21 protein-coding genes are annotated in these 25,449 nt (G+C 68.3%); 13 read left to right on the top strand and 8 right to left on the bottom strand.

Going from position 1 to position 25,449, the window contains the following annotated elements:
• Window positions 1-147: 147 nt before the first annotated feature.
• Window positions 148-801 (top strand): hypothetical protein, encoded by a 654-nt coding sequence (locus CLV29_RS07780; protein WP_133754367.1) that lies wholly within the window; start codon window positions 148-150, stop codon window positions 799-801.
• 28 nt (window positions 802-829) lie between these two features.
• Here CLV29_RS07780 and CLV29_RS07775 read toward each other — a convergent pair whose 3' ends face one another.
• From CLV29_RS07775 to CLV29_RS07760, 4 genes are all read right to left on the bottom strand, one after another.
• The gene (locus tag CLV29_RS07775; protein ID WP_166649168.1) at window positions 830-1,126 is read right to left on the bottom strand and encodes a metal-sensitive transcriptional regulator; all 297 of its coding nucleotides are present in this window, start codon (window positions 1,124-1,126) and stop codon (window positions 830-832) included.
• A gap of 72 nt (window positions 1,127-1,198) precedes the next feature.
• Window positions 1,199-2,581 carry an FAD-binding oxidoreductase gene (locus CLV29_RS07770; protein ID WP_133754365.1) on the bottom strand — a complete coding sequence of 461 codons (1,383 nt, stop codon included), beginning with the start codon at window positions 2,579-2,581 and terminating at the stop codon, window positions 1,199-1,201.
• A gap of 49 nt (window positions 2,582-2,630) precedes the next feature.
• Complete coding sequence (locus CLV29_RS07765) at window positions 2,631-3,716, bottom strand: C45 family autoproteolytic acyltransferase/hydrolase (protein WP_133754364.1); 1,086 nt, start codon at window positions 3,714-3,716, stop codon at window positions 2,631-2,633.
• 125 nt (window positions 3,717-3,841) lie between these two features.
• A complete protein-coding gene (locus tag CLV29_RS07760) occupies window positions 3,842-4,408 on the bottom strand; it encodes a DUF1707 SHOCT-like domain-containing protein (protein ID WP_133754363.1) in 567 nt (188 codons plus the stop codon).
• Window positions 4,409-4,637: 229 nt separating this feature from the next.
• On the opposite strand from CLV29_RS07760, the gene CLV29_RS07755 reads away from it, so the two are divergent.
• From CLV29_RS07755 to leuS, 7 genes are all read left to right on the top strand, one after another.
• Window positions 4,638-5,762 carry a L,D-transpeptidase family protein gene (locus CLV29_RS07755; protein WP_133754362.1) on the top strand — a complete coding sequence of 375 codons (1,125 nt, stop codon included), beginning with the start codon at window positions 4,638-4,640 and terminating at the stop codon, window positions 5,760-5,762.
• 328 nt (window positions 5,763-6,090) lie between these two features.
• Window positions 6,091-6,996 carry a hypothetical protein gene (locus CLV29_RS07750; RefSeq protein WP_133754361.1) on the top strand — a complete coding sequence of 302 codons (906 nt, stop codon included), beginning with the start codon at window positions 6,091-6,093 and terminating at the stop codon, window positions 6,994-6,996.
• Window positions 6,993-8,231, top strand: coding sequence for a glycosyltransferase (locus CLV29_RS07745; RefSeq protein ID WP_133754360.1), 1,239 nt, complete (start codon window positions 6,993-6,995; stop codon window positions 8,229-8,231). Before CLV29_RS07750 ends, CLV29_RS07745 begins: the two co-directional genes overlap by 4 nt.
• A complete protein-coding gene (locus tag CLV29_RS07740) occupies window positions 8,219-9,364 on the top strand; it encodes a glycosyltransferase (protein ID WP_133754359.1) in 1,146 nt (381 codons plus the stop codon). The genes CLV29_RS07745 and CLV29_RS07740 overlap by 13 nt, the downstream gene beginning before the upstream one ends.
• A 117-nt stretch (window positions 9,365-9,481) precedes the next feature.
• On the top strand, window positions 9,482-10,540 hold the full coding sequence (locus tag CLV29_RS07735) for a DUF4192 domain-containing protein (protein WP_133754358.1): 1,059 nt from the start codon (window positions 9,482-9,484) through the stop codon (window positions 10,538-10,540).
• Between the two features lie 70 nt (window positions 10,541-10,610).
• Window positions 10,611-11,576, top strand: a complete 966-nt coding sequence (locus CLV29_RS07730; protein ID WP_133754357.1) for a PfkB family carbohydrate kinase — start codon at window positions 10,611-10,613, stop codon at window positions 11,574-11,576.
• A 276-nt stretch (window positions 11,577-11,852) separates the two neighbouring features.
• The gene (leuS, locus tag CLV29_RS07725) at window positions 11,853-14,348 is read left to right on the top strand and encodes a leucine--tRNA ligase (RefSeq protein ID WP_133754356.1); all 2,496 of its coding nucleotides are present in this window, start codon (window positions 11,853-11,855) and stop codon (window positions 14,346-14,348) included.
• 42 nt (window positions 14,349-14,390) lie between these two features.
• On the opposite strand, the gene CLV29_RS07720 is transcribed toward leuS, so the two are convergent.
• Complete coding sequence (locus CLV29_RS07720) at window positions 14,391-14,912, bottom strand: VOC family protein (protein WP_133754355.1); 522 nt, start codon at window positions 14,910-14,912, stop codon at window positions 14,391-14,393.
• Between the two features lie 72 nt (window positions 14,913-14,984).
• On the opposite strand from CLV29_RS07720, the gene CLV29_RS07715 reads away from it, so the two are divergent.
• The 4 genes from CLV29_RS07715 (at window position 14,985) to holA (ending at window position 20,614) form a co-directional block, all read left to right on the top strand.
• Window positions 14,985-15,779 carry an AraC family transcriptional regulator gene (locus CLV29_RS07715; RefSeq protein ID WP_133754354.1) on the top strand — a complete coding sequence of 265 codons (795 nt, stop codon included), beginning with the start codon at window positions 14,985-14,987 and terminating at the stop codon, window positions 15,777-15,779.
• A 164-nt stretch (window positions 15,780-15,943) separates the two neighbouring features.
• A complete protein-coding gene (locus tag CLV29_RS07710; RefSeq protein ID WP_133754353.1) occupies window positions 15,944-16,981 on the top strand; it encodes a ComEA family DNA-binding protein in 1,038 nt (345 codons plus the stop codon).
• Window positions 16,978-19,371 (top strand): ComEC/Rec2 family competence protein, encoded by a 2,394-nt coding sequence (locus CLV29_RS07705; RefSeq protein ID WP_133754352.1) that lies wholly within the window; start codon window positions 16,978-16,980, stop codon window positions 19,369-19,371. The genes CLV29_RS07710 and CLV29_RS07705 overlap by 4 nt, the downstream gene beginning before the upstream one ends.
• A gap of 265 nt (window positions 19,372-19,636) precedes the next feature.
• Complete coding sequence (gene holA / locus CLV29_RS07700) at window positions 19,637-20,614, top strand: DNA polymerase III subunit delta (RefSeq protein WP_133754351.1); 978 nt, start codon at window positions 19,637-19,639, stop codon at window positions 20,612-20,614.
• Window positions 20,615-20,857: 243 nt separating this feature from the next.
• Here the strand turns inward: holA and CLV29_RS07695 are convergent, their stop codons facing one another.
• From CLV29_RS07695 to rpsT, 3 genes are all read right to left on the bottom strand, one after another.
• Entirely contained in the window at window positions 20,858-21,628 is a 771-nt protein-coding gene (locus CLV29_RS07695; RefSeq protein ID WP_133754350.1) for an SDR family NAD(P)-dependent oxidoreductase, read from the bottom strand.
• Window positions 21,625-22,659: an NAD(P)-dependent alcohol dehydrogenase gene (locus CLV29_RS07690; protein ID WP_133754349.1), complete on the bottom strand. Its 1,035-nt coding sequence runs from the start codon at window positions 22,657-22,659 to the stop codon at window positions 21,625-21,627. The genes CLV29_RS07695 and CLV29_RS07690 overlap by 4 nt, the downstream gene beginning before the upstream one ends.
• Before the next feature lie 583 nt (window positions 22,660-23,242).
• The gene (rpsT, locus tag CLV29_RS07685) at window positions 23,243-23,509 is read right to left on the bottom strand and encodes a 30S ribosomal protein S20 (protein ID WP_133754348.1); all 267 of its coding nucleotides are present in this window, start codon (window positions 23,507-23,509) and stop codon (window positions 23,243-23,245) included.
• Window positions 23,510-24,560: 1,051 nt separating this feature from the next.
• Between rpsT and CLV29_RS07680 the strand changes: the two genes are divergently transcribed.
• Window positions 24,561-25,412, top strand: a complete 852-nt coding sequence (locus CLV29_RS07680; RefSeq protein WP_133754347.1) for an endonuclease domain-containing protein — start codon at window positions 24,561-24,563, stop codon at window positions 25,410-25,412.
• The last annotated feature ends 37 nt before the right edge of the window (window positions 25,413-25,449 follow it).

Genomic DNA, 25,449 nt, shown 5'->3' with positions numbered 1-25,449 from the left:
TGGTAAGGAGGCGGTCCCGCAGACCGGGCCGCGTCGTCGCAATCACTGCTTCACGCCCTCCGGAACTGTGACCGTGATCGGGGGCGAGGGGGAGCGCGGGCGAGGGGGAGCACGCAGTCTGCAACCGTGGTCTGGGAGGATGCATCCGTGCCGCAGACCCACCTCGACACCCGTTCCGGCGGCCCGCGTCCGGCGTGGTCGCAGTGGCTACTCGGCGCGTTCTGGCTGGTCTGCTGTCCGGTGGCACCGTGGCTGGGCCACCAGCTGCCGCCGTACCGCAACCCGGAGACCTTCTGGCTGCCGCTGGCCGTGCAGTCGGCGGCCGTTCTCAGCGTGCTCTGGGTGGGCATGCCCTGGTGGCGTGGTAGTCGGCGGCCACGAGCCGCGGATCTGGCGTTCCTGCTCGGTACGGCAATCGGGACCGGGTTCGCGTTCCTCCTCGTGCAGGCCGTTGCCTCGGCCTATGGCATCCGAGACTCCGCCCTGCCGCGACTGCAGACCGGGATCGCGATGGCGGTCGACCTGCCGTACCTGCTCGCCAAGGCCGCGATCTTCCTCACCGCACTCGCGCTGGTCGGTCTGGCCATCGGGCTGCAGCGGGCACGGTACGCGCCGCCACCGGCGGTGATCCCGAGCTCCTGGGTGCCGGCCGATGACGCGCCGGCGTCGGGGGTGACCGACGGCGCCGCGGCGATCGATGCCGGACCGGTGGACGGCCCCGGGTCTGCCGGCTCCTCAGGACAGCGGTGGCCGGTCTGGCCGGAGCCGGCTCACCGTCCGACCGAGGAGGACCTGCGGTGAGCCGCAGGCCGGAGCGGCAGAACCCGACTCAGGACTTCACCAGCCGGGCGATCGCCGCCGAGGCCTCCTTCAGCTTCGCCTCACCCTCCTCGCCCCCTTGCCGGGTGGCATCGGCCACGCAATGGGCGAGATGGTCATCCAGCAGGCCGAGGGCGACATTCTCCAGTGCACTGGTGAGTGCGCTGATCTGGGTCAGGATGTCGATGCAGTAGACATCCTCGTCGATCATCCGGTGGATACCGCGCGCCTGGCCCTCGATCCGCTTCAACCGCGCGAGATAACGAGCCTTGTCACTGATGTATCCATGCGTGTGCTCGCCTTCCATCGGTCCCTCCTGGGTTCTCGCCCGGCCTCGCATCCCGGCCAGTCTAGTCGATACCCCCCAGGGGTAGGGGTCTCAGATGCCGGCACCAGGGTTCAACAGGCCATCGGGATCGAGTGCGGTCTTGATCCGGTGGGTCAGTGCCATCACCTCGGGCCCGAGCTGATCTGCCAGGTGGTCGCGTTTCAGACGACCGACTCCGTGTTCTCCGGTGATCGTGCCACCCAGTGCGATGGCCAGCGCCATCACCGCCTTGAAGGCGGCCGAGGCTCGCTGCGTCGAATCCGGGTCGGTGGCGTCGTAGACCACGATCGGGTGGCTGTTGCCGTCGCCGGCATGGGCCACGGTGGGGATCGCCACCTGGTGTTCGGCGGCGATCTCCTCGATCCCACCCAGCAGTCTCGGCAGCAGCGGAACCGGCACCCCGACATCCTCCAGCAGCAGGTCGCCCAGGCGCTCGGCGGCCGGGAAGGTGGCCCGGCGGGCAGCGCAGAACAGTTCGCCCTCCTCGGGGTCGTCGGTGCTGAACACCTCCGTCGCACCACACTCACCGAAGACCCGCTCCATCAGCGCCAACTCCTCGTCCCGGGCCGAACCGGGGGCATCGGTCTGGGCCAACAGCATCGCCCCGGCACTGCGGTCGAGACCCATCGGGCGCAGATCCTCGACCGAGTTGATGCTGGCCTGGTCCATCAGCTCCATCATCGACGCACGCATCGTCGTACCGACCTCGACCACGGCCTGGGCCGCGGCGGTGACGCTGGGGAAGTAGCCGACGATCGTCGAGGCGGCCGGTTTGGGCGGGATCAGTCGCAGGATCACCCGGGTGACGATGCCCAGGGTGCCCTCGCTGCCGACGAACAGCTTCATCAGCGACAATCCGGCGACATCCTTGATCCGCCTGCCCCCGAGCTGGACCAAGGTGCCGTCGGCGAGCACCACGTCGAGGCCGAGGACGTAGTCGGTGGTCACCCCGTACTTGACGCAGCACAGGCCGCCGGCATTGGTGGCGACGTTGCCGCCGATGGAACAGATCTCGAAGGAACTGGGGTCGGGCGGGTACCACAGTCCCTGCGCCGCGGCGGCCAGCTTCACATCGACATTGAGGGCACCCGGTTCGGCGACCGCGACCCGGGTCGACCGGTCGATCTCGACCGCCCGCATCCGGTCCAGGCTGAGCAACAGGCAGCCGTCGACCGCGCAGGAACCACCGGACAGTCCGCTGCCGGCGCCACGGGGCACGATCGGTATGCGGTGCCGGGCAGCCCACCGGACGGCGGTCTGCACCTGTGCGGTGTCGCCGGGTCGGGCCACCGCGAGCGGCATACCGGTGGCGGTGCTGCGGGACCAGTCCCAGCGGTAGTTGTCGATCAGGATCGGATCGGTGACCACGGCGTCGACGCCGAGCTCCTCGATGAGTTCGGCCACCCGGTCCGAGACATCGGTGTTTCGCGACATTGCATCAGGGTAACGGCTCCGACCTGGGGACCGATCCTCCGGCGGTCGGTCAGACGAACTCCGCGACGGTGGTCTGCGTCAACTCCGCAGGTGTGCCGGTGTGATGGTGGATCGCCCCGGAGGTCAGGTCCAGGGAGACGGTCAACAACGTGGCGACGCGCCGGTCGAAATCGGCATCGGGGTCGCAGTGGACGCAGATCGCCGCGGCGCCACCTGCCGTACCGCAGGCGGCCGCCGACAATTCCACCGGGCCGCGGGCCGCCAGGACCGCCTCCCGCTGGCCCAGGACGTGGTCGAGTCGCTGCCAGGTCGTGGAATCGACGCCGGCCGCCTCCCCGGTGGCAAGAGTGGGATCGAGGAAATGATTGGTGTGGGCCAGATAACCGGCACTCGGTTCGACCACCCCGATCCCGGCGGGGGAGAGCTCGATGCTGACCGCCCGCCCCGGCGCGGCTTGCGCGACGGTGAGCACGGTGGAGGCGGCCAGCGGAGCCGATCCGGCGATCGCGATCGCCTCCTCGACCGTGTCGGCCCGGTCGAGGATCGCCCTGGCCACCAGGTGCACCGGGACCCCGGAGCCACCGTCGCTGTGGTGACGAAGGATGTTGAAATGCAGACCGAGGCGACCGTTCGTACCGATCTTGCCGAGCATGCCGACCTCGGAGAAGGTACGCACGACCCGGTCGCCGAGCGGGAGCTCCAGCAGTGCCCCGATCGGCGCGAGTTCGGGGTACCAGTCCCAGGTCTGCAAGGTGCGTGGCGGCCCGTCGGGGGAGAGGGCGACGACGGTGGAGCACTCACGCGCGGCGAGTTGGGTCCGGGCCAGCACCTCGGTCCGGGCATTCAGCGACATCGCGGTCGGCAGATCGACCTCGGCACCCTCGGCCACCCCGGCCAACTCCGCGAACAGTTCCGGCGCCCAGTCCTGCACGGCCTGCAGGGATCCGTCGACCACCTCGGCGACGGTGGCAGCGTCGGCGCCGAACCGGGAGTAGATCTGCGCGTACCGTGCGGCGCTGGCGGCGATCTCGGGGCCGAAGGCGGTGCCGATCGCGAGCCCGCGCTCGTGCGGGCCGGTCCGGGGCACCCGGAGCTCACGGAGCCGCATCGGTGGCAAGGGCTGGTCGGTGTCCACCGACCCAAGGTTAATGAGGTCGACAGGGTTAATGAGGTCGACAGGGTTAATGAGGTCGACAGGGTTAATGAGGTCGACAGGGTCAATGGGTCGACAGGGTCAATGAGGTCGACCCTCACCGTTGCTCAGGGGCGGTGTCGACTCGTACCGCGATGGGCGTACAGCCAGCCGATCGCCGCGCCACCAGTGGCGGCCAGGACGCCGCCGAACATGGCGGCCACACCGAGCCCGCCCTCGTAGGCGCCGATCCCGGCCACCATCAACAGGCAGATCATCGCCGTGGTCACCGCCAGCAGCACGGCCGCGATCTTCGCCGGGGCGCTCGGGGCGGCAGCGGCCTGCGGAGCGGCTCGGCGGCTGCCTTGGCGCGGCAGGTCGTCGAACAACTGGCGCAACTCGCTGCTGTACCGCGCGGCGACGGCAGCCTCCAGCCGTTGCTCGAACTCGTCCTCGGCCAGTCGGCCCTCGCTGAAGTGCAGGGTCAACAGGTCGCAGGCGGCGGACCGCTCGGTGTCGCCGATACGTACCGGACGTACCGAGCGTGCTCCGGGGATCGTCGGCTGGATCCGGGGCCACCAGACCTGCGGTGGCTGGGCAAGGGGTGCCATCGGCAGTCGCACGGTGGCGGCGGTCGGTGGCTGCGGTGCGTTGACTGCGGTCCGGTGAACGCGGGTCGGTTCGGTGAGCGCCATGCAGTCATTGAAGCCTGTCGAAGGTCCGCAACCGAGGCCTCGAACCACGCCGAAGACCGTGGTCGGTCCAGGACCGGACCAGGGGCCGACCGGTGCCGTGGTCAGTTCGGGTGATCGGTCTCGCGGAGATCACGATTGCGGAAACTTCGCTGAATCGCGAACTTTTGATTTGTCCCGGGAATCAATAGGTCTAACGTAAGCACGGATTTCTCCGGGAAGGGAGTCAGTCATGAAGGGCAACGTCTGCGCGCTCGCAGTTCTGGCCAGCGCAGCGCTGGTGTTCACGGGGTGCGCCCCCAACACCCCGTCGACCGACACCGCAGTGGTCGCCCCCGCGCCCGCCGTCGTCGAGTCGAGCACCCCGACGCCGACCCCGACCCAAAGCCCCACACCGTCGGCCTCCCCGACCCCGACCACCGAACCGGCCCTGCTGGCCAAGGGTGACTCCGGCGACGAGGTGAAGGATCTGCAGGCACGGTTGAAGCAGATCGCCTGGTGGAACGGCAAGATCTCCGGTGAGTACGACGACCAGACCGTCAGTGCGATCAAGGGTTTCCAGGCCAAACGCGAACTTCCCGAGACCGGTGAGGTCGACCAGAAGACCTTGGACGCGCTGCACGAGATGACGCGCGAGCCGACCGATGACGAGAAGAACAACCGCCTCACCCCGGGCAAGGCCATCTTGAAGGACGGTGACTCCGGGGACAAGGTGAAGGACCTGCAGGCCCGGCTGAAGCAGCTCGACTGGTTCACCGAGGACGTCACCGGCAACTACGGATCGGTCACGGTCGCCGCGGTCAAGGGGTTCCAGGCCAAGCGGGAGATCCCCGAGACCGGTGAGGTCGACCAGCGCACCGTGGACAAGCTGAACGAGATGACCACCGAGCCGACCGATGAGGAGCTCAACAACAAGCCGAAGAAGGAAGACAAGGACGACGAGAAGTCCTCGGACTCGGAGTCGAAGCAGGGCGAGAAGGCCGAGGGGCTGCCGGATGAGTGCATGACCGGCAAGGTGATGTGCATCTCGAAGAAGTCGAACAAGCTGTGGTGGTTGAAGGACGGCGTCGTCTCGATCTCCTTCGACGTCCGCTTCGGCACCGACGAGACCCCGACTCGCGAGGGCACCTTCTATGTGGACCGGATGCGCAAGGACCACGTCTCGAACATGTACCACACGCCGATGCCGTACGCGATGTTCTTCAGCCGTGGGCAGGCGGTGCACTACTCCAGCGACTTCGCCGCCCGCGGATACAACGGCGGATCCCACGGCTGTGTCAACGTCCGGGACAAGGGCAAGGTCGCCGAGCTGTACTCCCAGGTCTCGATCGGCACCAAGGTCTACGTCTACAGCTGAGCGGGACCGACCGAGTCGAAGCGACCGGGACGACAGGGCGGGCCGGAGGGAAACCTCCGGCCCGCCCTTCGTCCTTCGGCAGACGGCCGGGTCGATGGACCCCACCGGGATGATCTTCCCGGTGGCCCCAACGGGCCCGGGCTCAGGGTTGCCCGTAGTGGTCTGCGGTCGGACTTCTCCGGGGCCGATCCGGGCCCGGAGTCGGTTCCGGAACCACGTCACAGGATTAAGCTGAGTTGCGGAGAACAGGCCGGTACGGACCGGCCGACGGACCGCACGGACGCGCTCCTGCCACGGCTCCGACCGCTCTCACAGGAGGCCCCCGCGGATGATCACGACGATCGCCATCGGACTGGTAGTCATCGCCTCCTTCTGTTTCGCCGGTGGCGCCCTGTTCCAGCACATGGCGGTCAGTTCGGACCGGGTCTCGGAGGAACAGGATTCGCTGTCCCTCGCACAGATTCTCAGCCTGGTACGTCGTCCACGCTGGCTGCTCGGGCTCGGTCTCGTGATGGTCGGCGCCTGTCTGCATCTGGTCGCGCTCTCCCAGGCGCCGGTCACCGTGGTCCAGCCGATCGGCATCCTCGCCGTGCCCTGGTCGGTGCTGTTGGCTGCGAGGATCTACCGCTACCGCACCACGCCGGTGATGTGGCTGACCGTGGCGATGACGGTGATCGGCATCGTCGGTTTCACCGTGTTGTCGACCACCCATTCCGATGATCGACGCTCCACGATCGACCTTCCGCTGATGCTGGGCGCGGTCGTGCTGTGTCTCGCAATGGCGCTGACCCTCTTGCTGGCCCGGCGGTCGATTCCGATGTCGATCCGGTCGTTCGCCGTCGCCTCCGCCGGGGCGATCCTCTACGGCCTGGCCTCGGCCGCGACGAAGACCCTCTTCCTCCACGTCGAGCAGGCCGATCGGTTCCCGATTCCGGTCGTGGTCGTCGGGGCGGTGGCGATCCTGGCCACCTACGCCTTCGGTGGCTGGGTGATCCAACAGGCCCACATCATCGGTCATCCGGAGGTCGTCGTCGGGTCCCTGACCACCGTCGACCCGCTGATCGCCGTCGCCTACGGCCTGGTCGTCCTGTCCGAAGGGGTGTCGCTCACACCGTTGGTGGTGGCCGGCATGATCATCTTCGGTGCCATCGCCACCGGCGGTGTCGCCGCACTGTCGCGCTACCACCCCGAGGCCCGGCAACGGTCCCTGCAGCCGGTCGGGGAGCGGGCATGACCCGCCGCGCCCGGGTGGCCGTCGTCAGCGACTACACCCTGGCCACCCTCGGCGGTGCCGAGAACGCGTTCCACGACCAGGTCCTGGCGCTGAGTGCAGTCGCCGATGTGCTCGCCATCTGCCCTCCCAGCGAGCGGCTGGCCGCACTCGGGCGGCAGCCGCAGATCCGGGCCATGGGCGTACCCGCAGCATTCGTCGTCCCGGGACTGGGGTTCCCGCTCGTACCCCACACGGCCCGTCTGCGCCACCGGTTGCGCACCGTGCTGGCCGAACACCGGGTGGAGGTCGTGCACCTGCACTCGGAGTTCGGCCTGGCCGCCGCGGCGATCGCGGCCGCTCGAGAACTCGGCATAGCCGTGGTGCAGACGGTGCACACCTTCTTCTGGCAGACGACGGCACCGATCCAGACCCTGCTGGCCCTCGGCGGCCCACCGTTCCACCGACTGGTCACCGGTTTCAGCCCGGCCCGGATACGGCTGGCCGACAGGGCCGGTGACTCGGCGCTGCGGGCGATGACCCTGGCCACCGCACGGCGGGTGGATCTGGTGATCTCCCCGTCGGCCCATCAGGCCGACCGGTTGCGGGCGGCGGGGCTGGCGCGGGTCGAGGTCGTACCGAACACCGTCGCACCGAATCCGACCGCCCGGCCGGTGACCTCGATCGACGGTCCGCTGCGGGTCCTGTGGATCGGCCGGCTGGCCGACGAGAAGCGCATCCTGCCGTTCGTCCGGGATGCGTTGCGGGCCGTCGGCGACGTGGGTGCCGACCGGTTGCAGGTGGAGATCGTCGGCGCCGGTCCGCGACAGGCGCAGGTCCGTCGGTTGATCGACGGGCATCGGGGCATCACCTGGCGCGGCAGGCTCGACCCGGCCGAGATCCCCGCGGCCCTGGAGCGTGCCCATGTCACCGTCTTGTCCTCCATCGGCTGGGACAACCAGCCGATGACGGTGGCGGAGTCGATCACCGCCCTGCGGGGCGTGATCTGGTGCGACCCCGCCCTCACCGAAGGCCTCGCCGATGCCGGGATCGCGGCATTCGGTGAATCCACCGACGTCCTCGCCGGTCGGCTCGTCGAACTGGCCACCGATCCCACCCCCGTGATCGCGGCCTCCTCGGCCGCCATCTCCGCCCGCGACGTGTTCAGCGCCGACACCTTCCTTCGATCCGTGACCCGGGCCTACCGCACGGCCATGGCAGTTGAGCAGCAGACAGGAGTTCCGACATGCGCATCCTGATCGGTACCGACACCTACCCCCCGACCGTCAACGGGGCAGCCCAGTTCTCCCGACGTCTCGCCGGCGGTCTGAGTCGCCGCGGCCACGAGGTGCATGTGCTGTGCCCGGCACAGACCACGCGCAGCGTCACCACCACCGAACCCAGTGGGGTGACAGTGCACCAGATCGGCTCGTTCCCGTACCCGCCTTACGAGACCTTCAGGATCAGTCGACCGACGGCGGTCGGGCCGGCGGCCGGACGGTTGCTCGACCGGCTGCAGCCCGAGGTGGTGCATGTCCAGGACCACTTTCTGATCGGCCGCGCGCTGATCCGGCGGGCCGCCTCCCGCGGGATCGGTGTGGTGGCGACCAATCACATGATGGCGGAGAACTACTTCGACCACGTTCCCTGCCCGAGGCGGTTGCGGGGGATCGGGGCGCGGTGGCTGTGGGCCGACCTGCGGCGGGTGTTCGCCCGTACCTCGGTGATCACCTCACCCACACCGAAGGCGGCCGAGTTGTTGACGCGGGCCACCGGCCTGCCCGCCGTGGCCGTCTCCAACGGGATCGACAGCGAGCGGTACGAGCGCGCGCGCGACCGGGCCGTCCGTCCGGCCACCCCCACCGTGCTGTTCGTCGGTCGGCTGGACCCGGAGAAGCGGATCGACGATCTGCTGCGGGCGATGGCCCTGCTGCCCGAGCAGGTGCCGGGCCGGCTGGTGGTGGTCGGCCACGGATCGCAGCGGGCAGCCTTGCGCAATCTGGCCGCCGAGCTCGGACTCGGTGCCGATCGGCTCGAGTTCAGCGGGTACGTGGACGAGACCGAACTGCTCACCGCCTACGGCAGCGCCGAGGTGTTCTGCATGCCCGGCGTGGCCGAACTGCAGAGCCTGGCCACCTTGGAGGCCATGTCGGCGAGGCTGCCGGTCGTCGCGGCCGACGCGATGGCCCTGCCGCACCTGGTGCGGGAAGGGGAGAACGGGTGGCTGTATCCGCCCGGGCAGGTGGAGACGCTGGCGGCGCGACTGACCGCGATCCTGTCCGATGCCGAGACCCGGCGGCTGATGGGCAAGAAGAGTTCGGAGATCGTCGCCGAACACGCCTTCGGAGCAACCCTGGACCGGTTCGAGCAGCTGTACACGACCGTCCGCTGAGTTCACTCGCTGACTTGTCCATGCGCTGACTTGTCCACAGGGCCTCCGGTCCAGCCTGGTTGTCCACAATCGCCCGACCCGCGGCAGATTCGGTGTCGTCGTTCCCATGGTTCGGTCATGGAAGCCTCGACCTCCGGACCGGCCATGGATGCCTCGACCCTGCGGATCTCCGACCGCGGTGACCTGATCGCCGCCGTACCGTACCTGCTCGGGTTCCACCCGCAGCACTCGTTGGTGATCTTGGTGCTGCACGGCAAACGCCTCGTCGTGACTGCTCGGATCGATCTACCCGAACCGGAGGACTTCGTCCACGTGCCTGGATTCGTGACGAAGATGATCAACGCCAACGGTGGTGATGCCGCGGTGATCATCGCCTTCGTCGACGACTCCGACCATCCCACCGAGTGGTTGTTCGCGCTGTGCTGCGATGTCCTTCCTCGAGAACAGGTGCGCGATGCGCTGGTGGTCACCGACGGACGGTGGTTCTCGGTGTTCGACGATGCCGCCGCGGTCTGTGACGATGCCACCCCGTCGGTCGTCGCGGCGGTGATGCACGGCATGGTCGCCCTGCCCAGTCGCTCCGATGTCGGACGCCTGGCGCTGCCGTCGGTGCAGGAGGACACGACCGCCTTCGCTGCGGTACTCCTGCGGCTCGCCGGTGAGCACCCCGGTGACGCCGACCGCCACGAGCGGATGGATCGTCTGCTCGATGCGATCGCGACCGAATGTTCCGGTCCGGGATCGTCGGACCGGTCGGAGGAGGGTTTCGAGCCGTCGCTGGCGGGTGCGGACCCCTGGATCGAACTGGCGCTGCTCGCCGGCACCGCAGCCGGGCGGGCGGCCGCACTCGCCCGCCTGGACCGCGACGCTGCCCCGGCCGCTGTCGCCCTGTGGTCGGCCGTGGTGCGCCGTACCCCCGCGGAGTGGGCAGTGGGAGCGCTGTGCCTGTTGGGTACCGCGGCCTGGGTCGACGGGGACGGTGCGCTGCAGCTGATCTGCGCCGAGCGGGCACAGGTCCTGGATCCCAGCGATGGGCTCGCCGCTGACCTGTTGGAGCTGAACTGCGCCATGGTCCCCCCGAGTGCCTGGGATCCGAGCCTGGTCGGCCGGCGACAGACGCGGTTGCCGCCCCAGTTGTTCGGGCCGCGGTTCGGCGAGGCAGCCGGGTCCGGCTGACCCGACCGGTGAGGCCCGGCCGCGGGCGGGACGGCGCGACCAGGGGTGATCCCCGCGCTACGCTGCCGCGGTGACCATCAGTCGATTCGTCAGCTGCGGTGAGGCGCTCATCGATCTGCTGCCCACGGGCAATGAGACCGACGACCACTTCTCCAGCACGTGGAGCGCGACGTCGGCCGGTGGCCCGATGACGACCGCGATCGCACTGGAACTGATGGGCGAGCGGGCGAGCTTCCTCGGACGGCTCTCGACCGACGCCCTCGGCCGGCAACTGCGCGGATACCTCGAGGGCAAGAACGTCGACCTCGAACTCGCGGTGTCGACCGACGAGCCGACCTCGATGGCCGTGGTCAGCCTGGATGACGACGGTCGCGCCAGCTACACCTTCCACTTCACCGACACGGCGAACTTCGCCTGGCGTGGCGAGGAGTTGCCGGAACTGTCGCCGACGGACTGGCTGCACACCGGCACCCTGGCCGTGGTGATCGAGCCGGGGGCATCGGTTCTGCTGGACTGGGCCGCTCGGCAGAACTGCAACCTGTCGGTCGACCTGAACGTGCGGCCGAGTCTGGTCGAGGATGCCGCCGACTACTGGGCCCGGTTGGAACCGTGGCTGGAGGTACTGGGGGAGCGTCGGCGTCGAGGATTCGTCAGCGTGGTGAAGGCCAGCGACGACGATGTGAACTTCCTCGCCGGGGCGGTGGCTCCCGACCGCAACGCCGAGGACGTGTTCACCGAGTGGATCGACCGCTACGGCATCGACCTGGGCCTGCTCACCCTCGGCCCCGACGGCGCGGTCGCCGTGAGAGCCGGGTCCGAACCGGTACGCGCGCCCGGTCACCGGGTCGAGCTGGTCGACACCATCTCCGCCGGGGACACCTTCATGGCGGGATTCCTCGCCGCGTACCACCGACATCCCGAGGACGTGGCCGAGGCATTGGCCGTGGCCACCGCCGCCTCGGCGCTGGTGGTCACCAGAATCGGTGCCCAACCGCCGACCCGCGCGGAGGTCGAGGAGTTCCGGCGCAGCCGCTGAGATCTCATACCCGCACCGCTCGTGCTCGGGGAGCAACGGACGGGCCGGGTCGCGTGGGACGGCCGATGGTCGCCCATGGCCCATCGGCGTGACCCCGGTCGCTGGTTGTCCGGTGTACCCGGCCGCGGCGTCGGGGCTACAATGCCCCTATGGCACGTGCCCTGCTCCTTCTCGGGCCGCGTTGAGCACAAGGCTCGATGCGGCGACCCCTCCTGTGCGAGGGGTCTTTGCATGTCCGGCGAGAGACCACACGAAGAGCAGGCAGAGGAAGGACCGATGACCGAGCAGCAGACCAGCGAGCAGCAGCCGACCGAGGCGACGGAGCGGCGCTATGACGCCGTGGCCGCCCAGGAACGCTGGCAGCGGTACTGGGAGGAGAACGACACCTTCGTCGCCGCCGACGACGGCGAGAAGGAACGTCGCTACGTGCTCGACATGTTCCCCTACCCCTCGGGTGATCTGCACATGGGTCATGCCGAGGCCTTCGCCATGGGTGATGTGATCGCGCGTTTCCTGCGGTTGCAGGGTTACGACGTGCTGCATCCGATCGGCTGGGACTCCTTCGGGCTGCCGGCCGAGAACGCTGCGATCAAGCGCAATGCGCATCCGGCCGAGTGGACCTACGCCAACATCGAGACCCAGGCCGGCTCCTTCCGCCGGTACGGGTTGAGCCTGGACTGGACCAAGCGGTTGCACACCTCCGACCCGGAGTACTACCGCTGGACCCAGTGGCTGTTCCTGAGGTTCTTCGAGCGCGGGCTGGCCTATCGCAAGGCGAGCCCGGTCAACTGGTGCCCGAACGACCAGACGGTGCTGGCCAATGAACAGGTGATCGACGGCCACTGCGAGCGTTGCGGTGCCGAGGTGACCAAGCGGAACCTGACCCAGTGGTACTTCAAGATCACCGATTACGTGGAGGACCTGCTGGCCGGTCTGGACGAGTTGTCCGGCAACTGGCCGGAGCGGGTGCTGACGATGCAGCGCAACTGGATCGGCAAGTCGGCCGGTGCCTGGGTCGACTTCGCCGTCGACGGACGCAGTGAACCGATCCGGGTCTTCACCACCCGACCCGACACCCTCTACGGCGCCACCTTCATGGTGCTGGCGCCGGAGTCGGCATTGGCCGACGAGCTGGTGACCGATGATCATCGTGCAGATTTCGAGGCCTACCTGGAGAAGACCAAGCAGGCATCGGAGATCGACCGGCAGTCCACCGAGCGGGAGAAGACCGGTGTCTTCACCGGCCGGTACGCGACGAATCCGGTGAACGGTGAGCAGGTGCCGATCTGGGTCGCCGACTACGTCCTGGCCGATTACGGCAGCGGTGCGGTGATGGCCGTCCCGGCCCATGATCAACGCGACCTGGACTTCGCCCGGAAGTTCGACCTGCCGGTGCGTCGGGTGGTCGACACCGGTGATGCCGATCCGGCCGAGACCGGTGTGGCCACCACCGGCGACGGTGCCTATGTCGATTCCGGCACCTTGGACGGACTGACCGACAAGTCCTCGGGAATCGAAGCGATCATCGCCCAGCTGACCGCCGAGGGGCGTGGCGAGCCGGCGGTCACGTACCGCCTGCGCGACTGGTTGCTGAGCCGGCAGCGTTTCTGGGGCTGCCCGATCCCGATCATCCATTGCCCCGAGCATGGGGAGGTTCCCGTACCGGATGATCAACTGCCGGTGGAACTGCCCGATCTGCGCGGTGCCGACCTGGCGCCGAAGGGGACATCCCCGCTGGCCGCGGCCACCGATTGGGTGAACACCACCTGCCCGATCTGTGGCGGCCCGGCGAAGCGGGACACCGACACGATGGACACCTTCGTCGACTCCTCGTGGTACTTCTTCCGCTTCACCTCACCCGGATACACCGACGGGCCCTTCGATCCCGAGGCGGTCGGGCGGTGGATGCCGATCTACCAGTACGTCGGCGGTGTGGAGCACGCCATCCTGCACCTGCTGTACATGCGGTTCTTCACCCGCGTGCTGCACGACATGGGCATGATCGACTTCACCGAGCCGATGCAACGGCTGCTGAACCAGGGGCAGGTGATCAACCAGGGCAAGGCGATGTCGAAGTCGCTGGGCAATGGTGTCGACCTGGGCAAGCAGATCGACGAGTTCGGTGTCGATGCGGTGCGCCTGACGGTGATCTTCGCCGGTCCGCCGGAGGACGACATCGACTGGGCCGATGTGTCGCCGGCGGGATCGTTGAAGTTCCTGAACCGTGCCTACCGGCTGGCCACGGAGGTGACCAGCGCACCCGGATCCGATCCGGCGACCGGGGACCAGGCATTGCGTCGGGTGACCCACCAGACGATTGCGGCGGTCACCGAGCAGATCACCGAACGCAAGTTCAACGTCTCGGTCGCCCGGATCATGGAGCTGGTGAATGCCGCCCGGAAGTCCCTGGATGCCAACGGAGGTGGGGATCCGGCGGTCCGGGAGGCCGCCGAGACCGTGACTGTCCTGCTCAGTCTGTTCACTCCCTATGTCACCGAGGAGATGTGGGAGCTGCTGGGTCACGCACCGTCGGTGGCCAATGCCACCTGGCCGGCGGCCGATCCGGCGCTGCTGGTGGAGGATTCGGTGACCTGCGTGGTGCAGATCAAGGGCAAGGTACGCGCGAAGCTGGAGGTCGCCCCGGATGTCTCTCCCGAGACCCTGGAGCAGCTGGCTCTGGCCGATGCCAATGTCCAGCGGGCACTGGCCGGTGCCGAGATCCGGAAGGTGATCGTGAAGGCGCCGAAGCTGGTCAGCATCGTCCCCGCTTGATCAGGTTGACCTGATCCGGTTGTCGCGGAGGGTGAGCGCTGCTCAGGTGGCGTTCGTCGTCTCTTGCTCGGCTGCCCATCGGGCGACTCGCTGGGAGCTCTCGGCTTCGGAGAGGTCTTCGACACGAGACATGATCGACCAGCGCACGCCGAAGGGGTCTCGGATGGAGGCGAACCGGTCCCCGGAGACGAATGTGCTGACGGGTTCGCGGATCGTCGCGCCGGCCTGCTGGGCACGTGCGACGAACGTATCGACGTCGGCGCAGTACAGGCCGATCGAGTAGCAGTCGCCCTCTCCTGCCGGCGCGGGCTCCAATCCATAGTCGGGGTTGGGTTCTCCGAGTTGGAGTCGGCCGTTGCCGAAGTCCAGTTCGGCGTGGACCACGATGCCGCCGACCTCGGTGACGTCGACCACCCGAGCGCCGAGCGCCGAGCGATAGAATTCGATCGCGTCTGCCGCGCCCTGGATGGTCAGGAACGGGGTCAGGCTGGTCGAGCCGTGTGGGATGCCCTCGGTGGTGTGCTGTCCGGTGACCCCGCGTCGGGGTGTCTCGTGATTGTCCATGCAGCGACCGTACGAGCGACTCCGCCGGTCTGGCTTGAAGATTCGCGACGACTTCGCAGAAAGAGGGGCACGATGGCTGACCTGAGCGATGGCCGCGGTGTCCTCTACCCGGCCAGGCTGCCGTCGTTCCATCGAGAACCCGCGCCCCAAGAACTGCGTGAGCTGATCCGCTGGTTCTGGATCCCTCGATGGAACCTTCCCGCCGGGCGAATCTCACGACAGGAGCTACTGCCGTTCCCGGCCTCCAACCTCGTCGTCCAACCCGAGAACGTGATCCTGGCGGGCCCCACCACCGGGGCATCACATCGCGATCTGCGAGGGCGGGGCTGGGCCGTCGGGGTACTTCTGCGACCGGCTGGGATCGCCGCTCTCCACCCCGATCCTCGTGCGATCCACGACATCGAAATGCCCTTCGATGCCACCGAGTTGCATCAGACCGTTCGGGCCGCGATGCGCCACGATGACGAGACAACGGGGCGCGAGCGCGCCGTCGGAGCCTGCACCGCATGGATCAGCGCGCATCTTGACCCAGCGGGGGAGAGCGGTCTGCTGGCCAATGCGATGGAAGACCTGATCTCCGCCGACCGCACCATCGTCGGTGTCGATCAGGTCGCCCATCGACTGGGCATCTCGATCCGGGCAGTGCAGCGTCTTGCGCGACGCCATGTCGGCCTGCCACCGCTGACCGTCATCCGCCGCTACCGCCTCCAGGAGGCCGCCCAACGTCTACGCGAGGATCCGTTCCTGACGATCAGCCAGGTCGCTGCCGATCTCGGGTACGCCGACCACGCCCACCTCACCACCGACTTCCGCCGCGTCCTGGGCCTCACGCCGAACTCCTACCGCCGACACCCCAGTACTGACTGAAGGCAGTCATCGCCCGAGCCGGTACTGCTCGGTCTCGACGTACTCGTTGTCGCTCCCCAGTGGCCTCGCCCGGCATCGTGTCCACAGGCGGCTGACCGGTCCTGGTTGTCCACAGATTCGTCGGCGGGCGGTCGGTGGGTACCGGCGCAGCCGACGGTGTGTACATGGCAGACCTGTTCGGCGATGCCCGGGTGACCGACCGGGTACGACAGCGGCTCGAGGAGATGGTCGCCGGATCGGTGACGGTCCCGGTCGATGATCGGGTCAGGTCGCCCGATCACCGCCGACCGGATACACGGAGCCGTCGGCGTCCCGGTGCCGACGAGCGGCCGCGGCGCGCGGTGATGCGGGTCGGTGGCGAGGATCCGGATGACCGGCCGACGGAGGTTCTGCACCCCGATCCGGATTGGCTGGCCGAGGTCGCGACGCTGCGGCGCAGGCGGGCCGATGCCGACGGCACGTCCGAGACCGCGGCTGCGAGGCCTCGACCGGCAGGCGTACCCCGGTTGGGTCAGGAGCCTCCGGCCGGTGAGGTGACCGATCCTGTCGCGGAGCGGTGGCCGCCGGGTCGGCGGCGGTTCACGGCCCTGCACGTGGTGGTGCTGTTGGTCCTGGTCGGTTTGCTCGTCGGTGTCTTTGGGTTCCGGTCCTGGCTGAACAGGCCGGTGCCGATCGAGGCCGTTGCCGTACCGGCGGCGACCGGGTCCGTCGCAGCTGCTCCGACGGCCGAAGCATCCGTGACCCAGAGGGTGACCGTGCATGTGCTCGGGGAGGTCGAGGAACCAGGAGTGGTCGAGTTGGCGGCCGGTTCCCGGGTCGACGACGCCCTGGCGGCTGCCGGGGGACTGTCCGAGGGTGCCGATCCGGCCGAGCTGAACCTGGCCCAACCCCTGTCCGACGGGCAGCAGATCGTCGTCGGCAGCAGCTCCGAACCGGCAGGGGAGGTACGCGGTGGCGGGGACAGCGGTGGTGGGGACAATGGCGCCACCACCGGTGCCGAGGGCTCCGGAACCAAGATCAACATCAACACCGCGACCGCCGGTGAGCTCGAGGCGCTGCCCGGGGTGGGTCCGAAGACTGCAGCCAAGATCATTGCCTGGCGTACCGAACAAGGCCCGTTCGCCAGCATCGAGGAGTTGCAGGACGTGTCCGGGATCGGGCCGAAGACCTATGCCGAGTTGGCCCCGTTGATCTCGGTATGACCGTCGATCTTCACCGGCGGTGGGGGACACTTCTCGGGCCGGTCGCCGAGCCGACGACCGAGCGGGACCTGCGACTCGTACCCACCGCCGTTCTCACCTGGGCGGCGGTGGGGGCGAGCCTGCTCCTCGGAGCGGTGGGCTCGGTGGCGTCGGCGGTGGCCGCGGTGGTGTTGATCATCGCCGGTCAGCGCTTGCGGCTGCTGGCCCTGACCGCGGCCGGGGCCACGCTCATTCCGGTCGCGGCCTCTGCCGGGCTACAGCTTGCCGTTCTCGAGTCGTCCCCGGTGCGGGAGGCCGCGCAATCCGGTGCCGGTGCCACGATGGTGGTGCGCCTGACCCAGGATGCGGTCGTCCTGCCTGCAGCCGGCGGTAGGGGAGAGTTCGCGATCAGACAGGCTCGGCTGACCGATTTCGAGAGCGGCGGACGACGGTGGCGGACCGCGCTTCCGGTGACCCTGACCGCCTCGGGCGATCGTGCGGCCGGGCTGATCGCACCGGTGGTGGGGACGACGGTGCGGGTCCGGGTGTCGTTGAGCCTGCCCGAACGCCTCGGTGACCGTTCGGCCGCCGTGGGACGCCTGCGCTCACCCCCGTCGACGCTCGCCTCTCCATCGCCGGTGGCTGACTCAGTCGAACACATCCGTGCCGGGTTGCGGGAGTCGGTCGCCGGGCAACCGGCGGAGCGTCGAGGCCTGGTGCCGGCGCTGGTGGTCGGTGACATGACGTTCTTCCCCGACGGTCTCGATGACGCGTTCGAGGCCACCGCGCTGACCCACCTGACAGCTGTCTCGGGAGCGAATCTCACGTTGATGTTGGCGCTCGTACTCACCTTGGCCCGGTGGGCAGGCCTGACCGGTTGGTGGCTGCGGGCGGTCGGGCCGCTCGGCGTGGCCGCCTTCGTCGTCCTCTGTCGGGCTGAACCGAGCGTGGTCCGCGCCGCGGCCATGGGCCTGGTCGGGCTGGCCGGGCTCGGTGTCACCGGCGGCCGGGCCCGGGGTATTCGTTCCCTGTCGGTGGCCGTGATCGTCTTGTTGGTGATCGACCCCTGGCTGGGGCTGCAGTGGGGGTTCGTCCTGTCGGTCCTGGCCACCGGCGGAATCGTCTGCTGGGCAGGCCCCTGGTCGGAGCGGCTGGCGTTGTGGTTGCCCCGACCACTGGCCGAGGCGTTCTGCGTCGCCCTGGCCGCGCAGTTGGCCACCCAACCGGTGGTGACCGCCTTGTCCGGCCAGGTCTCGCTGGTCGGGCTGGCGGCGAACGTGCTGGCCGCGCCGTTGGTCGGACCGGCGACCGTGCTGGGTTTCACGGCCGCCGGTTTGTCGGTCATCCACCCCTGGCCCGCGGCTGTCGCAGGCAGCCTCGCGGGCTGGTGCGCCCAGGGAATAATCTGGATAGCCACCTACGGTTCGCAGCTTCCGGGTGCGGTGGTCGAGTGGCCGACCTCGACGGTGGCACTCATCGGTTTGGGAACCGGCTGCCTCATCGTCGCCTGGTTGGCAGGACGGTTGCTGCGCCATCGCTGGCTCACCGTCGGCATGGCGATACTGCTGCTGTTGGCCCTGCTGCGACCGGTGAACCCTCCCGGCTGGCCGCCCCGCGAGTGGGCGGTGGTGGGTTGCGAGGTCGGTCAGGGGGACGGTTTGGTGATCGACCTCGGCGGTGGTGCGGCGATCGTCGTCGACACCGGTCCCGAGGCAGGTCCGATCCGCACGTGCCTGGACCAACTGCAGGTACGGACGGTCCCGTTGTTGATGCTCAGCCATTCCCACGCCGATCATGTCGGTGGCATCGAGGGGGTGTTCGGGTCGCGGCGTACCGTCGGCACCGTGCTGGTGTCGGCAGCATCGACGGGCAATGCCGAGGTGGCTCGTCAACTGGCCGGTCACGGGCTGCAACCCCGAACTGTGCGGCGAGGCGATCGGTTCGCCGTCGCCGGGGCGAGTGTCGAGATACTGGCGCCCCTGGCGAACGGCCCGGTGTCGGTGACTGAGGCAGCGCCGGGTTCGGACAGTGAGTCGGGTGCGGAGAATGACGCCAGCATCGTGGCCCGGATCGCCACCCCGGAGCTGACCGTCTTGGCAACCGGCGACCTCGAACCCGCCGGCCAGAGCCAGCTTCTGGCCGCAGGCGCTTCGGTGCGGGCCGATGTGTTGAAGGTGCCCCATCACGGGTCGTCACGACAGGACGAGGAGTTCCTGGCCGCCACCGGTGCTCGGGTCGCCCTGATCGGGGCAGGGGAGGACAACGACTACGGCCACCCGGCACCGTCGACGGTGACCATGCTGCGCTCGATGCACATGACCGTCCTCAGCACCGACCGCAGCGGTGCGATCGCGGTGGTGGCCGACGAGGGCGGATTGTCTGTCGCCACCCAGGACGGAGTCCGACCATGACCGGTCAGTCGGGCTCGGTGTGCGGGCTGCATGGGCCGCAGGCTCGGTAAGGGGTGGCGCGCGTTGCCGATGACGACCTGCATCGGACCCTGTACGTCGTCGGCGCCACTCAACGCCGACCTGAACTGGACCCTTGTACGGCATCGGTGCCACCCAACGCCGACCTGAAGCGGACCCTTGTACGGCATCGGTGCCACCGGCGACTTGCAATGGACCTTGCACGTCATCGGCACCGTCGGTCAGTGGGTGATGGCATGCTGGTGCAATGGCATCGAAGAGCAGCCCGTTCGGCCGTACCGTCCTGGTCACCGGCCCGGAGTCGCTGTTGGCCGATCGCCAGGTCACCGCGCAGGTGAAGGCCTGTCGTGCGGAGACGCCCGATGCACAGCTCAACGATGTCCAGGCCGATGCAGTCGATGCGGGCGTGCTGGCCGAGATCACCGGCGGGTCGTTGTTCGCAGAGCGGTCGGTCGCCGTGATCCGGGATCTGGCGAACCTGCCCGCTGATCTCACCGACGCCGTGCTCGCAATGGCCCAGGCGACACCGGCCGACCTGGCCCTGGTGCTGGTGCACGGCGGGGGGCAGAAGGGGCGCGGCCTGCTCGACAAGCTGAAGAAGTCGAAGCAGGTCGAGGTCGTCGACTGTCCGCAGGTGAAGCAGTGGGAGGTGTCCAAGTTCGTGGTCGCCGAAACCCGTGCCGGGGGCGGCCGGATCGATTCGACGGCAGCCCAGCTGTTGGTCGACTCTGTCGGGCACGACCTGCGCTCGCTGGCCGCGGCCGTTGATCAACTGCTGGCCGACAGCGAGGATCAGGTGATCACCGAGCAACTGATCGGCCGGTACTTCGCCGGTCGGGCGGAGACGACCAGTTTCGTCATCGCCGACCTGGCGATGACGGGCCAGACAGCCAAAGCGCTCGAACAGTTGCGCTGGGCGCTGGCGACCGGTGTGGCGCCGGTGTTGATCACCAGCGCACTGGCCTCCGGGGTACGTGGGCTGGGCAAGCTGTCCGGGCTGCGCGGTTCGGGACTGCGTGATGCAGAGATCGCGAAGGATGTCGGTGTACCGCCCTGGAAACTGAAGTCGATGCGCAGCCAGCTCCGCGCCTGGGACGACAGTTCCTTGGCTCAGGCGCTGACCGTCGTCGCCGTCGCCGATGCCGACATCAAGGGCGCCGCCGACAATGCCGATTACGCGTTGGAACGCGCGGTACTGGCAATCGCGGGTCGCGCTCGCGGCTGAATCCGGACGCAACTGCACCATCGGCCGGAGTACCCCGATCCAACTCGGCCGGCCGGTCCGGACGATCCCGGGATGGTGGGTCCCGGGGGTGGGTAGGCAGCCGAGCCCAACTCCCGGCCGATGTTCACCTGCGGGATCCGTGGGCGATGTTCACCTGCGAGGATCCGTGGGCGATGATCACCTGCGAGGATCCGTGGGCGATGATCACTTCCGAGGTCAGTGGGCGACGCTCAGCTCCGAGAATCAGAAGGTGGTGTACCCGCCGTCGATGACGACCACCGAACCGGTCATGAACGACGAGGCGTCGCTGGCCAGATAGACCACCGTCGGAGCGATCTCCGCCGGCAATGCATACCGCTGCATCGGAGAGTCGTCGATCCACCGCGCCTTGAACTTCGGGTCGTCGACCGGTGCCATCTCCGTCTTCACGTACCCCGGGGCCACGGCGTTCACCCGGATGTTCAGCGGGGCCCACTCCGCGGCGAGTGACTTCGTGAGTTGGTGCACCGCGGCCTTGGAGGCGTTGTAGGCCGGCTGCCACTGTGGTCGGTTGACGATCTCGGCCGAGATCGACCCGACGTTCACGATGTTGCCACCGCCGACGGCGGAGAAGTGCTTCGCAGCCTCCTGGCTGATCTTCCACAATCCGTCGACATTGGTCGAGAACACGCTGTCCCATTCGTCGTCGGGTACCTCCAGCGCGGGTCGGTGATAACAGGTGCCTGCATTGTTGACCAACACATCCAGTCGCCCGGTTCGCTCCAGGGCCAGGTCGAGCGCAGCCCGGATCGAGTCGCGATCGTTGACGTCCAGCGCAGTGCCGACGACGGTACGTCCGGTCTCGGCAGCCAGTTCGGCCGCCACGGTGGCGCTGGCCTCGCCGTCGCGGGCGGCGATCACCACATCGGCACCGGCCTCGGCCAGGCCTCGGGAGAACGCCAGCCCGAGCCCGCGATAGCCGCCGGTCACCAGTGCGGTACGACCGGCGAGGGAGAAGGTGTCGAGGATGCTCATGCGCGCGACACCACCACAACCGACTTCATGCTCATCGGATCGCTGTCGCTGGTCAGCGCCGCTTCGGCGTCCTCCAGTTCGAACTCACCGGTGACCAAGGCGTCGAGATCGAAGGGAGAGGTTCGCGCCAGTTCGATCACCTTCGGCCAGGTGTCGACATAGCGGAACATCCCGGTCAGCACGAGTTCGTTGTTCATGATCAACTGCACCGGGATGGGCATCTCCTCCGCGCCGAGGCCGACCATCACCGCCGTACCCGCTGGACGCAGGGCGTGCAGTCCCGACAGCAGTGCAGGTGTTGCTCCGGAGCATTCGATGAACGCGTCGGCGCCGATGGCCGAGGGGTCGAAGGACTTGTCGGTCGGGTCCACCGACTCGGTCGCACCGAACGACAGGATCCGTTCCCGGCGCGACTCCACCAGGTCGCTGACGATCACCGAGGTCGCGCCGTACCCACGCGCTGCCATGGCCGCGAATGCACCGATCGGGCCACCGCCGGTGATGAAAACGGTTGATCCCGGTTCGATCGAGGCCTTGCTGCAGGCCCACAAACCGACCGAGAAGGGTTCCAGCAGTGCGGCGGCGTTGTCGCTGATGCTGTCCGGAACCGGATAACAGAAGTCCGCCGGGGCTGTGACGTAGTCGGCGAACGCTCCGTCGATCGGCGGTGTGGCATAGAACTTCATCTCCCGGCAGAGGTTCAGTTTGCCGGTACGACAGAAGCGGCAGTGTCGACACGGCACCTGCGGGTCGATCGCCACTCGCTCGCCGATCCGGTCCTCGCTGACCCCGGGACCGACATCGACGATCACTCCGGACACCTCGTGGCCGAGCACCAGGGGGCTTTCGACGACCAAATCGCCGATCCGGCCCTCGTAGTAGTAGTGCACATCGGATCCGCAGACACCGACCGACCGCACCCGGATCAGTACCTCTCCCGGGCCGGCCTGAGGGACCGGTCGCTCCTGCATCTCGATGCGGTTGGTGTCGACCAGGACGCTCGCGCGCATGGTCTTCGGGATGTCCGCCATCTCGTGCCTTTCGTCTGGATCTCGCGATCCGCTCGGCCCCCAGCATGGCAGATTGCCGAACCGGACGACCATGACGATGCGCGCCCGGATTCACCACCGGCCTCGGGCGGCTGCCGATCGAGATCACTGGGTCGGGCGATCGAGATCACTGGGTCGGGCGATCGAGATCACTGGGCCGGGCGACGCGCATCGCCGTGGTTTGTCGACGAGGTCCCGGGTGCGCCGTGGCGTGGTCGGCGGGGTCCGCGGCGCTCTGTGGTTTGGTCGGCGGGGTCCGCGGCGCTCTGTGGTTTGGTCGGCGGGGTCCGCGGCGCGTCGGCTCGCAGAACCGGGCCGAGAAGGCCATCGCCGACGCACTGTTACCAGGGGCGACCGATCCGCGACGTCCGTGGCTCGGTCGACAGGGTTCGCGACGCGCCGTTGCCCAGGGACCGGTCGGCGACGCTCCGACTTTGTCGCCGGGTGCTGCTCAGGCGCTCACTCGATATATCCCGGGGCGGACCAGGTGGCGACGCACGAAAGCCCCGCCGAGGCGTGTTCGGCGGGGCGGTGCGACCGGCGCGAACCGGTCAGCGTGAATTGGTCAGGCGGAGACCGAAGCAGCCTTGGTTGCGATGGCCGACTTGCGGTTCGCTGCCTGGTTCTTGTGGATGACGCCCTTCGAGGCGGCCTTGTCCAGCGCACGCGAGGCGGCGGCGGCCAGTTCCGCGGCCTTGGCGGCGTCGCCGGCTGCGGCGGCCTCGTTGAAGCGACGGATGTGGGTGCGGACGGCCGACTTCACGGCCTTGTTCCGCAAGCGGTCCTTCTCGTTGGTCTTGATCCGCTTCATCTGCGACTTGATGTTTGCCACTGCACGCCTCGGGTAGTTCTCGTGATCCGTCAGGATCGTATGGTCTGTTCGGAAAGTCCTCGCGCGGTACACGGATTGCCCGGCACACGGCGCGACAGCCAACTTTAGCAGCGAGCGCCGTCGAGGCCTAATCGATCGCTGCTCGGACGATTCTGCCAGCTGCGGTGGTTTATGCCGGCCCGCCATAAGAGAGGGCCGGCGTGCGGGCTGCGTGCAGGAGACGATGAGGAAGCCAGCCGGCTGGAGGGCTAACTGCTGGATCTCGAACCGTACCCGGTGTGACGCTCGGCGTGCAGGAACCCGGTGTGCGGGCTCGGCGTGCGGGCACAACTCGCCAGCGGCATGATCGCCGGGTATCGGTGGGGTCCGTGAGGCGTGGCAAGTCGATGACCTATGCAGGGAGCCAGACACCGTGTTTTCGACGGCTCGCGGACCCTGGTGCGACGGTGACCCGCGGACTGACCGCAGCACCGCGGCCGACCAGCCGGCGAGACGTCCTTTTCCCGGTGGTAGGTCGCCTGGTCTGGTCCGGACGGCTCGGAGGAGGAGCCGGTGGATGGCTGGCCGGTTCGGATGGCCGTGCTGCTGGTGGTCGGTGTGGGGGGCTGGCGGGTTTCGGATGGCCGTGGTGCTGGTGGTCGGTGTGGGGCTGGCCGGTTTGAAGGACGGGTGCTTGCCGGTGACCGGCGGGCGAACCGGTTGGATCAGAAGGCCCGGACACCGCAGGGTCCACACCGCGCTATCGATACCCGGTGTCAGAGGCCGAGGGCGTACCAACGGGCGGCTGACGGCCGGGTGTCTGCAGAACCATCGACCAGAGCGCAGCGGCTGCCGGTCCAGAGCGGAGCGACTGCCGGTGACGATGTGATCGGTCTGTTCGAGGCGGGCACCGGGTATTCGACGGCTCGACACCCGTTTGTGGACCATCTGTAAGCCTCAGGGGCCTGTTGGCTCCCGAGCCGTCGTTGTCCACAGTCGCCCTGCGAGCTGTTCCTGTCCACAGATCGGGTGGCGGGCAGTTCGGGATACTGCCGATTTCCACTGTGCGTGTATGAACCCGCGTTTGATCGAGTTGCTGAGCACGGACGGCTTCGTTCACCTGGCCGAGCATCCCGATCAGCGGCGCGCGGTGGAGTACGCCGCTGCGAGCGGTGCATTGACCAAACTTCTGCCGGGGGTGTGGACCGTTCTGGCCAATGCACAACGCCCCGAGATCCGCGTGGCGGCGGTGTTGCGGCGGATCCCGGATGCGGTGATCGTGGGTGAGGCGGCGGCGTGGCTGACGATGGATCGGCCGGCACCCGCGGTGATCGATGTTGCTGTCAACGGCCATCGGCGACCGCAGCAGGGCTATCGCTTCACCGAACGGGCGATCCCGCCGGAGCAGGTAGTTGTGATCGACGGGGTTCGGGTGCTGACTCCGAGTGCTGTGGCCGTCGAACTCGCGGCGACCGATGGTGGTGCCGCAATCGACAATGTCCTCCGGTTGGGGCGGGCCAGTCTTGCTGCGTTCAAACGGGTGCTGGCGGAGTTGCCGGGACGGCGCGGCAATGTCCGCCAGCGTGAGGTTCTCGATGATTCGCGGGATCAGCCGTGGTCGGCGGCGGAGCGCCTCGCACACCGGTTGCTCCGCGGATCGGGCATCCGCGGCTGGACCGCCAATGCCCCCGTCAGCACTGGTTCCAGCCGCTATCTCGCCGATGTCCTGTTCGAGTCTGCGCGGTTGATCCTTGAGATCGACGGTTGGCAGGTGCACGGCACCCGGGTTGCGTTCGAGGGTGACCGGCAGCGTCAGAACAACCTCGTCGCGCACGGCTGGCGGGTCCTCCGCTTCACCTGGCGCATGCTGAGCGACAGGCCGGAGGCGTTCATCTCCCAGGTCAGATCCGTCCTGTCGTGCTGAGTGCCCGTTCGTGAGGCAGGGTCGTCGGACAAGCGGT

This window comes from Naumannella halotolerans (assembly GCF_004364645.1).
Classification (GTDB): domain Bacteria; phylum Actinomycetota; class Actinomycetes; order Propionibacteriales; family Propionibacteriaceae; genus Naumannella; species Naumannella halotolerans.
The sequence above is the reverse complement of the archived record's forward strand: the minus strand, read 5'-3'. Positions and strand labels throughout refer to the sequence as shown.

Excerpts from the sequence above, each read along its gene's own strand:
- CLV29_RS07750 (WP_133754361.1), top strand. The coding sequence starts at position 6,091 with ATGATCACGACGATCGCCATCGGACTGGTAGTCATCGCCTCCTTCTGT.
- CLV29_RS07735 (WP_133754358.1), top strand. The coding sequence starts at position 9,482 with ATGGAAGCCTCGACCTCCGGACCGGCCATGGATGCCTCGACCCTGCGG.
- CLV29_RS07720 (WP_133754355.1), bottom strand. The coding sequence starts at position 14,912 with ATGGACAATCACGAGACACCCCGACGCGGGGTCACCGGACAGCACACC.
- CLV29_RS07760 (WP_133754363.1), bottom strand. The coding sequence starts at position 4,408 with ATGGCGCTCACCGAACCGACCCGCGTTCACCGGACCGCAGTCAACGCA.
- CLV29_RS07740 (WP_133754359.1), top strand. The coding sequence starts at position 8,219 with ATGCGCATCCTGATCGGTACCGACACCTACCCCCCGACCGTCAACGGG.
- CLV29_RS07690 (WP_133754349.1), bottom strand. The coding sequence starts at position 22,659 with ATGGCGGACATCCCGAAGACCATGCGCGCGAGCGTCCTGGTCGACACC.
- CLV29_RS07755 (WP_133754362.1), top strand. The coding sequence starts at position 4,638 with ATGAAGGGCAACGTCTGCGCGCTCGCAGTTCTGGCCAGCGCAGCGCTG.
- leuS (WP_133754356.1), top strand. The coding sequence starts at position 11,853 with ATGACCGAGCAGCAGACCAGCGAGCAGCAGCCGACCGAGGCGACGGAG.
- holA (WP_133754351.1), top strand. The coding sequence starts at position 19,637 with ATGGCATCGAAGAGCAGCCCGTTCGGCCGTACCGTCCTGGTCACCGGC.
- CLV29_RS07695 (WP_133754350.1), bottom strand. The coding sequence starts at position 21,628 with ATGAGCATCCTCGACACCTTCTCCCTCGCCGGTCGTACCGCACTGGTG.
- CLV29_RS07745 (WP_133754360.1), top strand. The coding sequence starts at position 6,993 with ATGACCCGCCGCGCCCGGGTGGCCGTCGTCAGCGACTACACCCTGGCC.
- CLV29_RS07775 (WP_166649168.1), bottom strand. The coding sequence starts at position 1,126 with ATGGAAGGCGAGCACACGCATGGATACATCAGTGACAAGGCTCGTTAT.
- CLV29_RS07680 (WP_133754347.1), top strand. The coding sequence starts at position 24,561 with ATGAACCCGCGTTTGATCGAGTTGCTGAGCACGGACGGCTTCGTTCAC.
- CLV29_RS07770 (WP_133754365.1), bottom strand. The coding sequence starts at position 2,581 with ATGTCGCGAAACACCGATGTCTCGGACCGGGTGGCCGAACTCATCGAG.
- CLV29_RS07710 (WP_133754353.1), top strand. The coding sequence starts at position 15,944 with ATGGCAGACCTGTTCGGCGATGCCCGGGTGACCGACCGGGTACGACAG.
- CLV29_RS07705 (WP_133754352.1), top strand. The coding sequence starts at position 16,978 with ATGACCGTCGATCTTCACCGGCGGTGGGGGACACTTCTCGGGCCGGTC.
- CLV29_RS07715 (WP_133754354.1), top strand. The coding sequence starts at position 14,985 with ATGGCTGACCTGAGCGATGGCCGCGGTGTCCTCTACCCGGCCAGGCTG.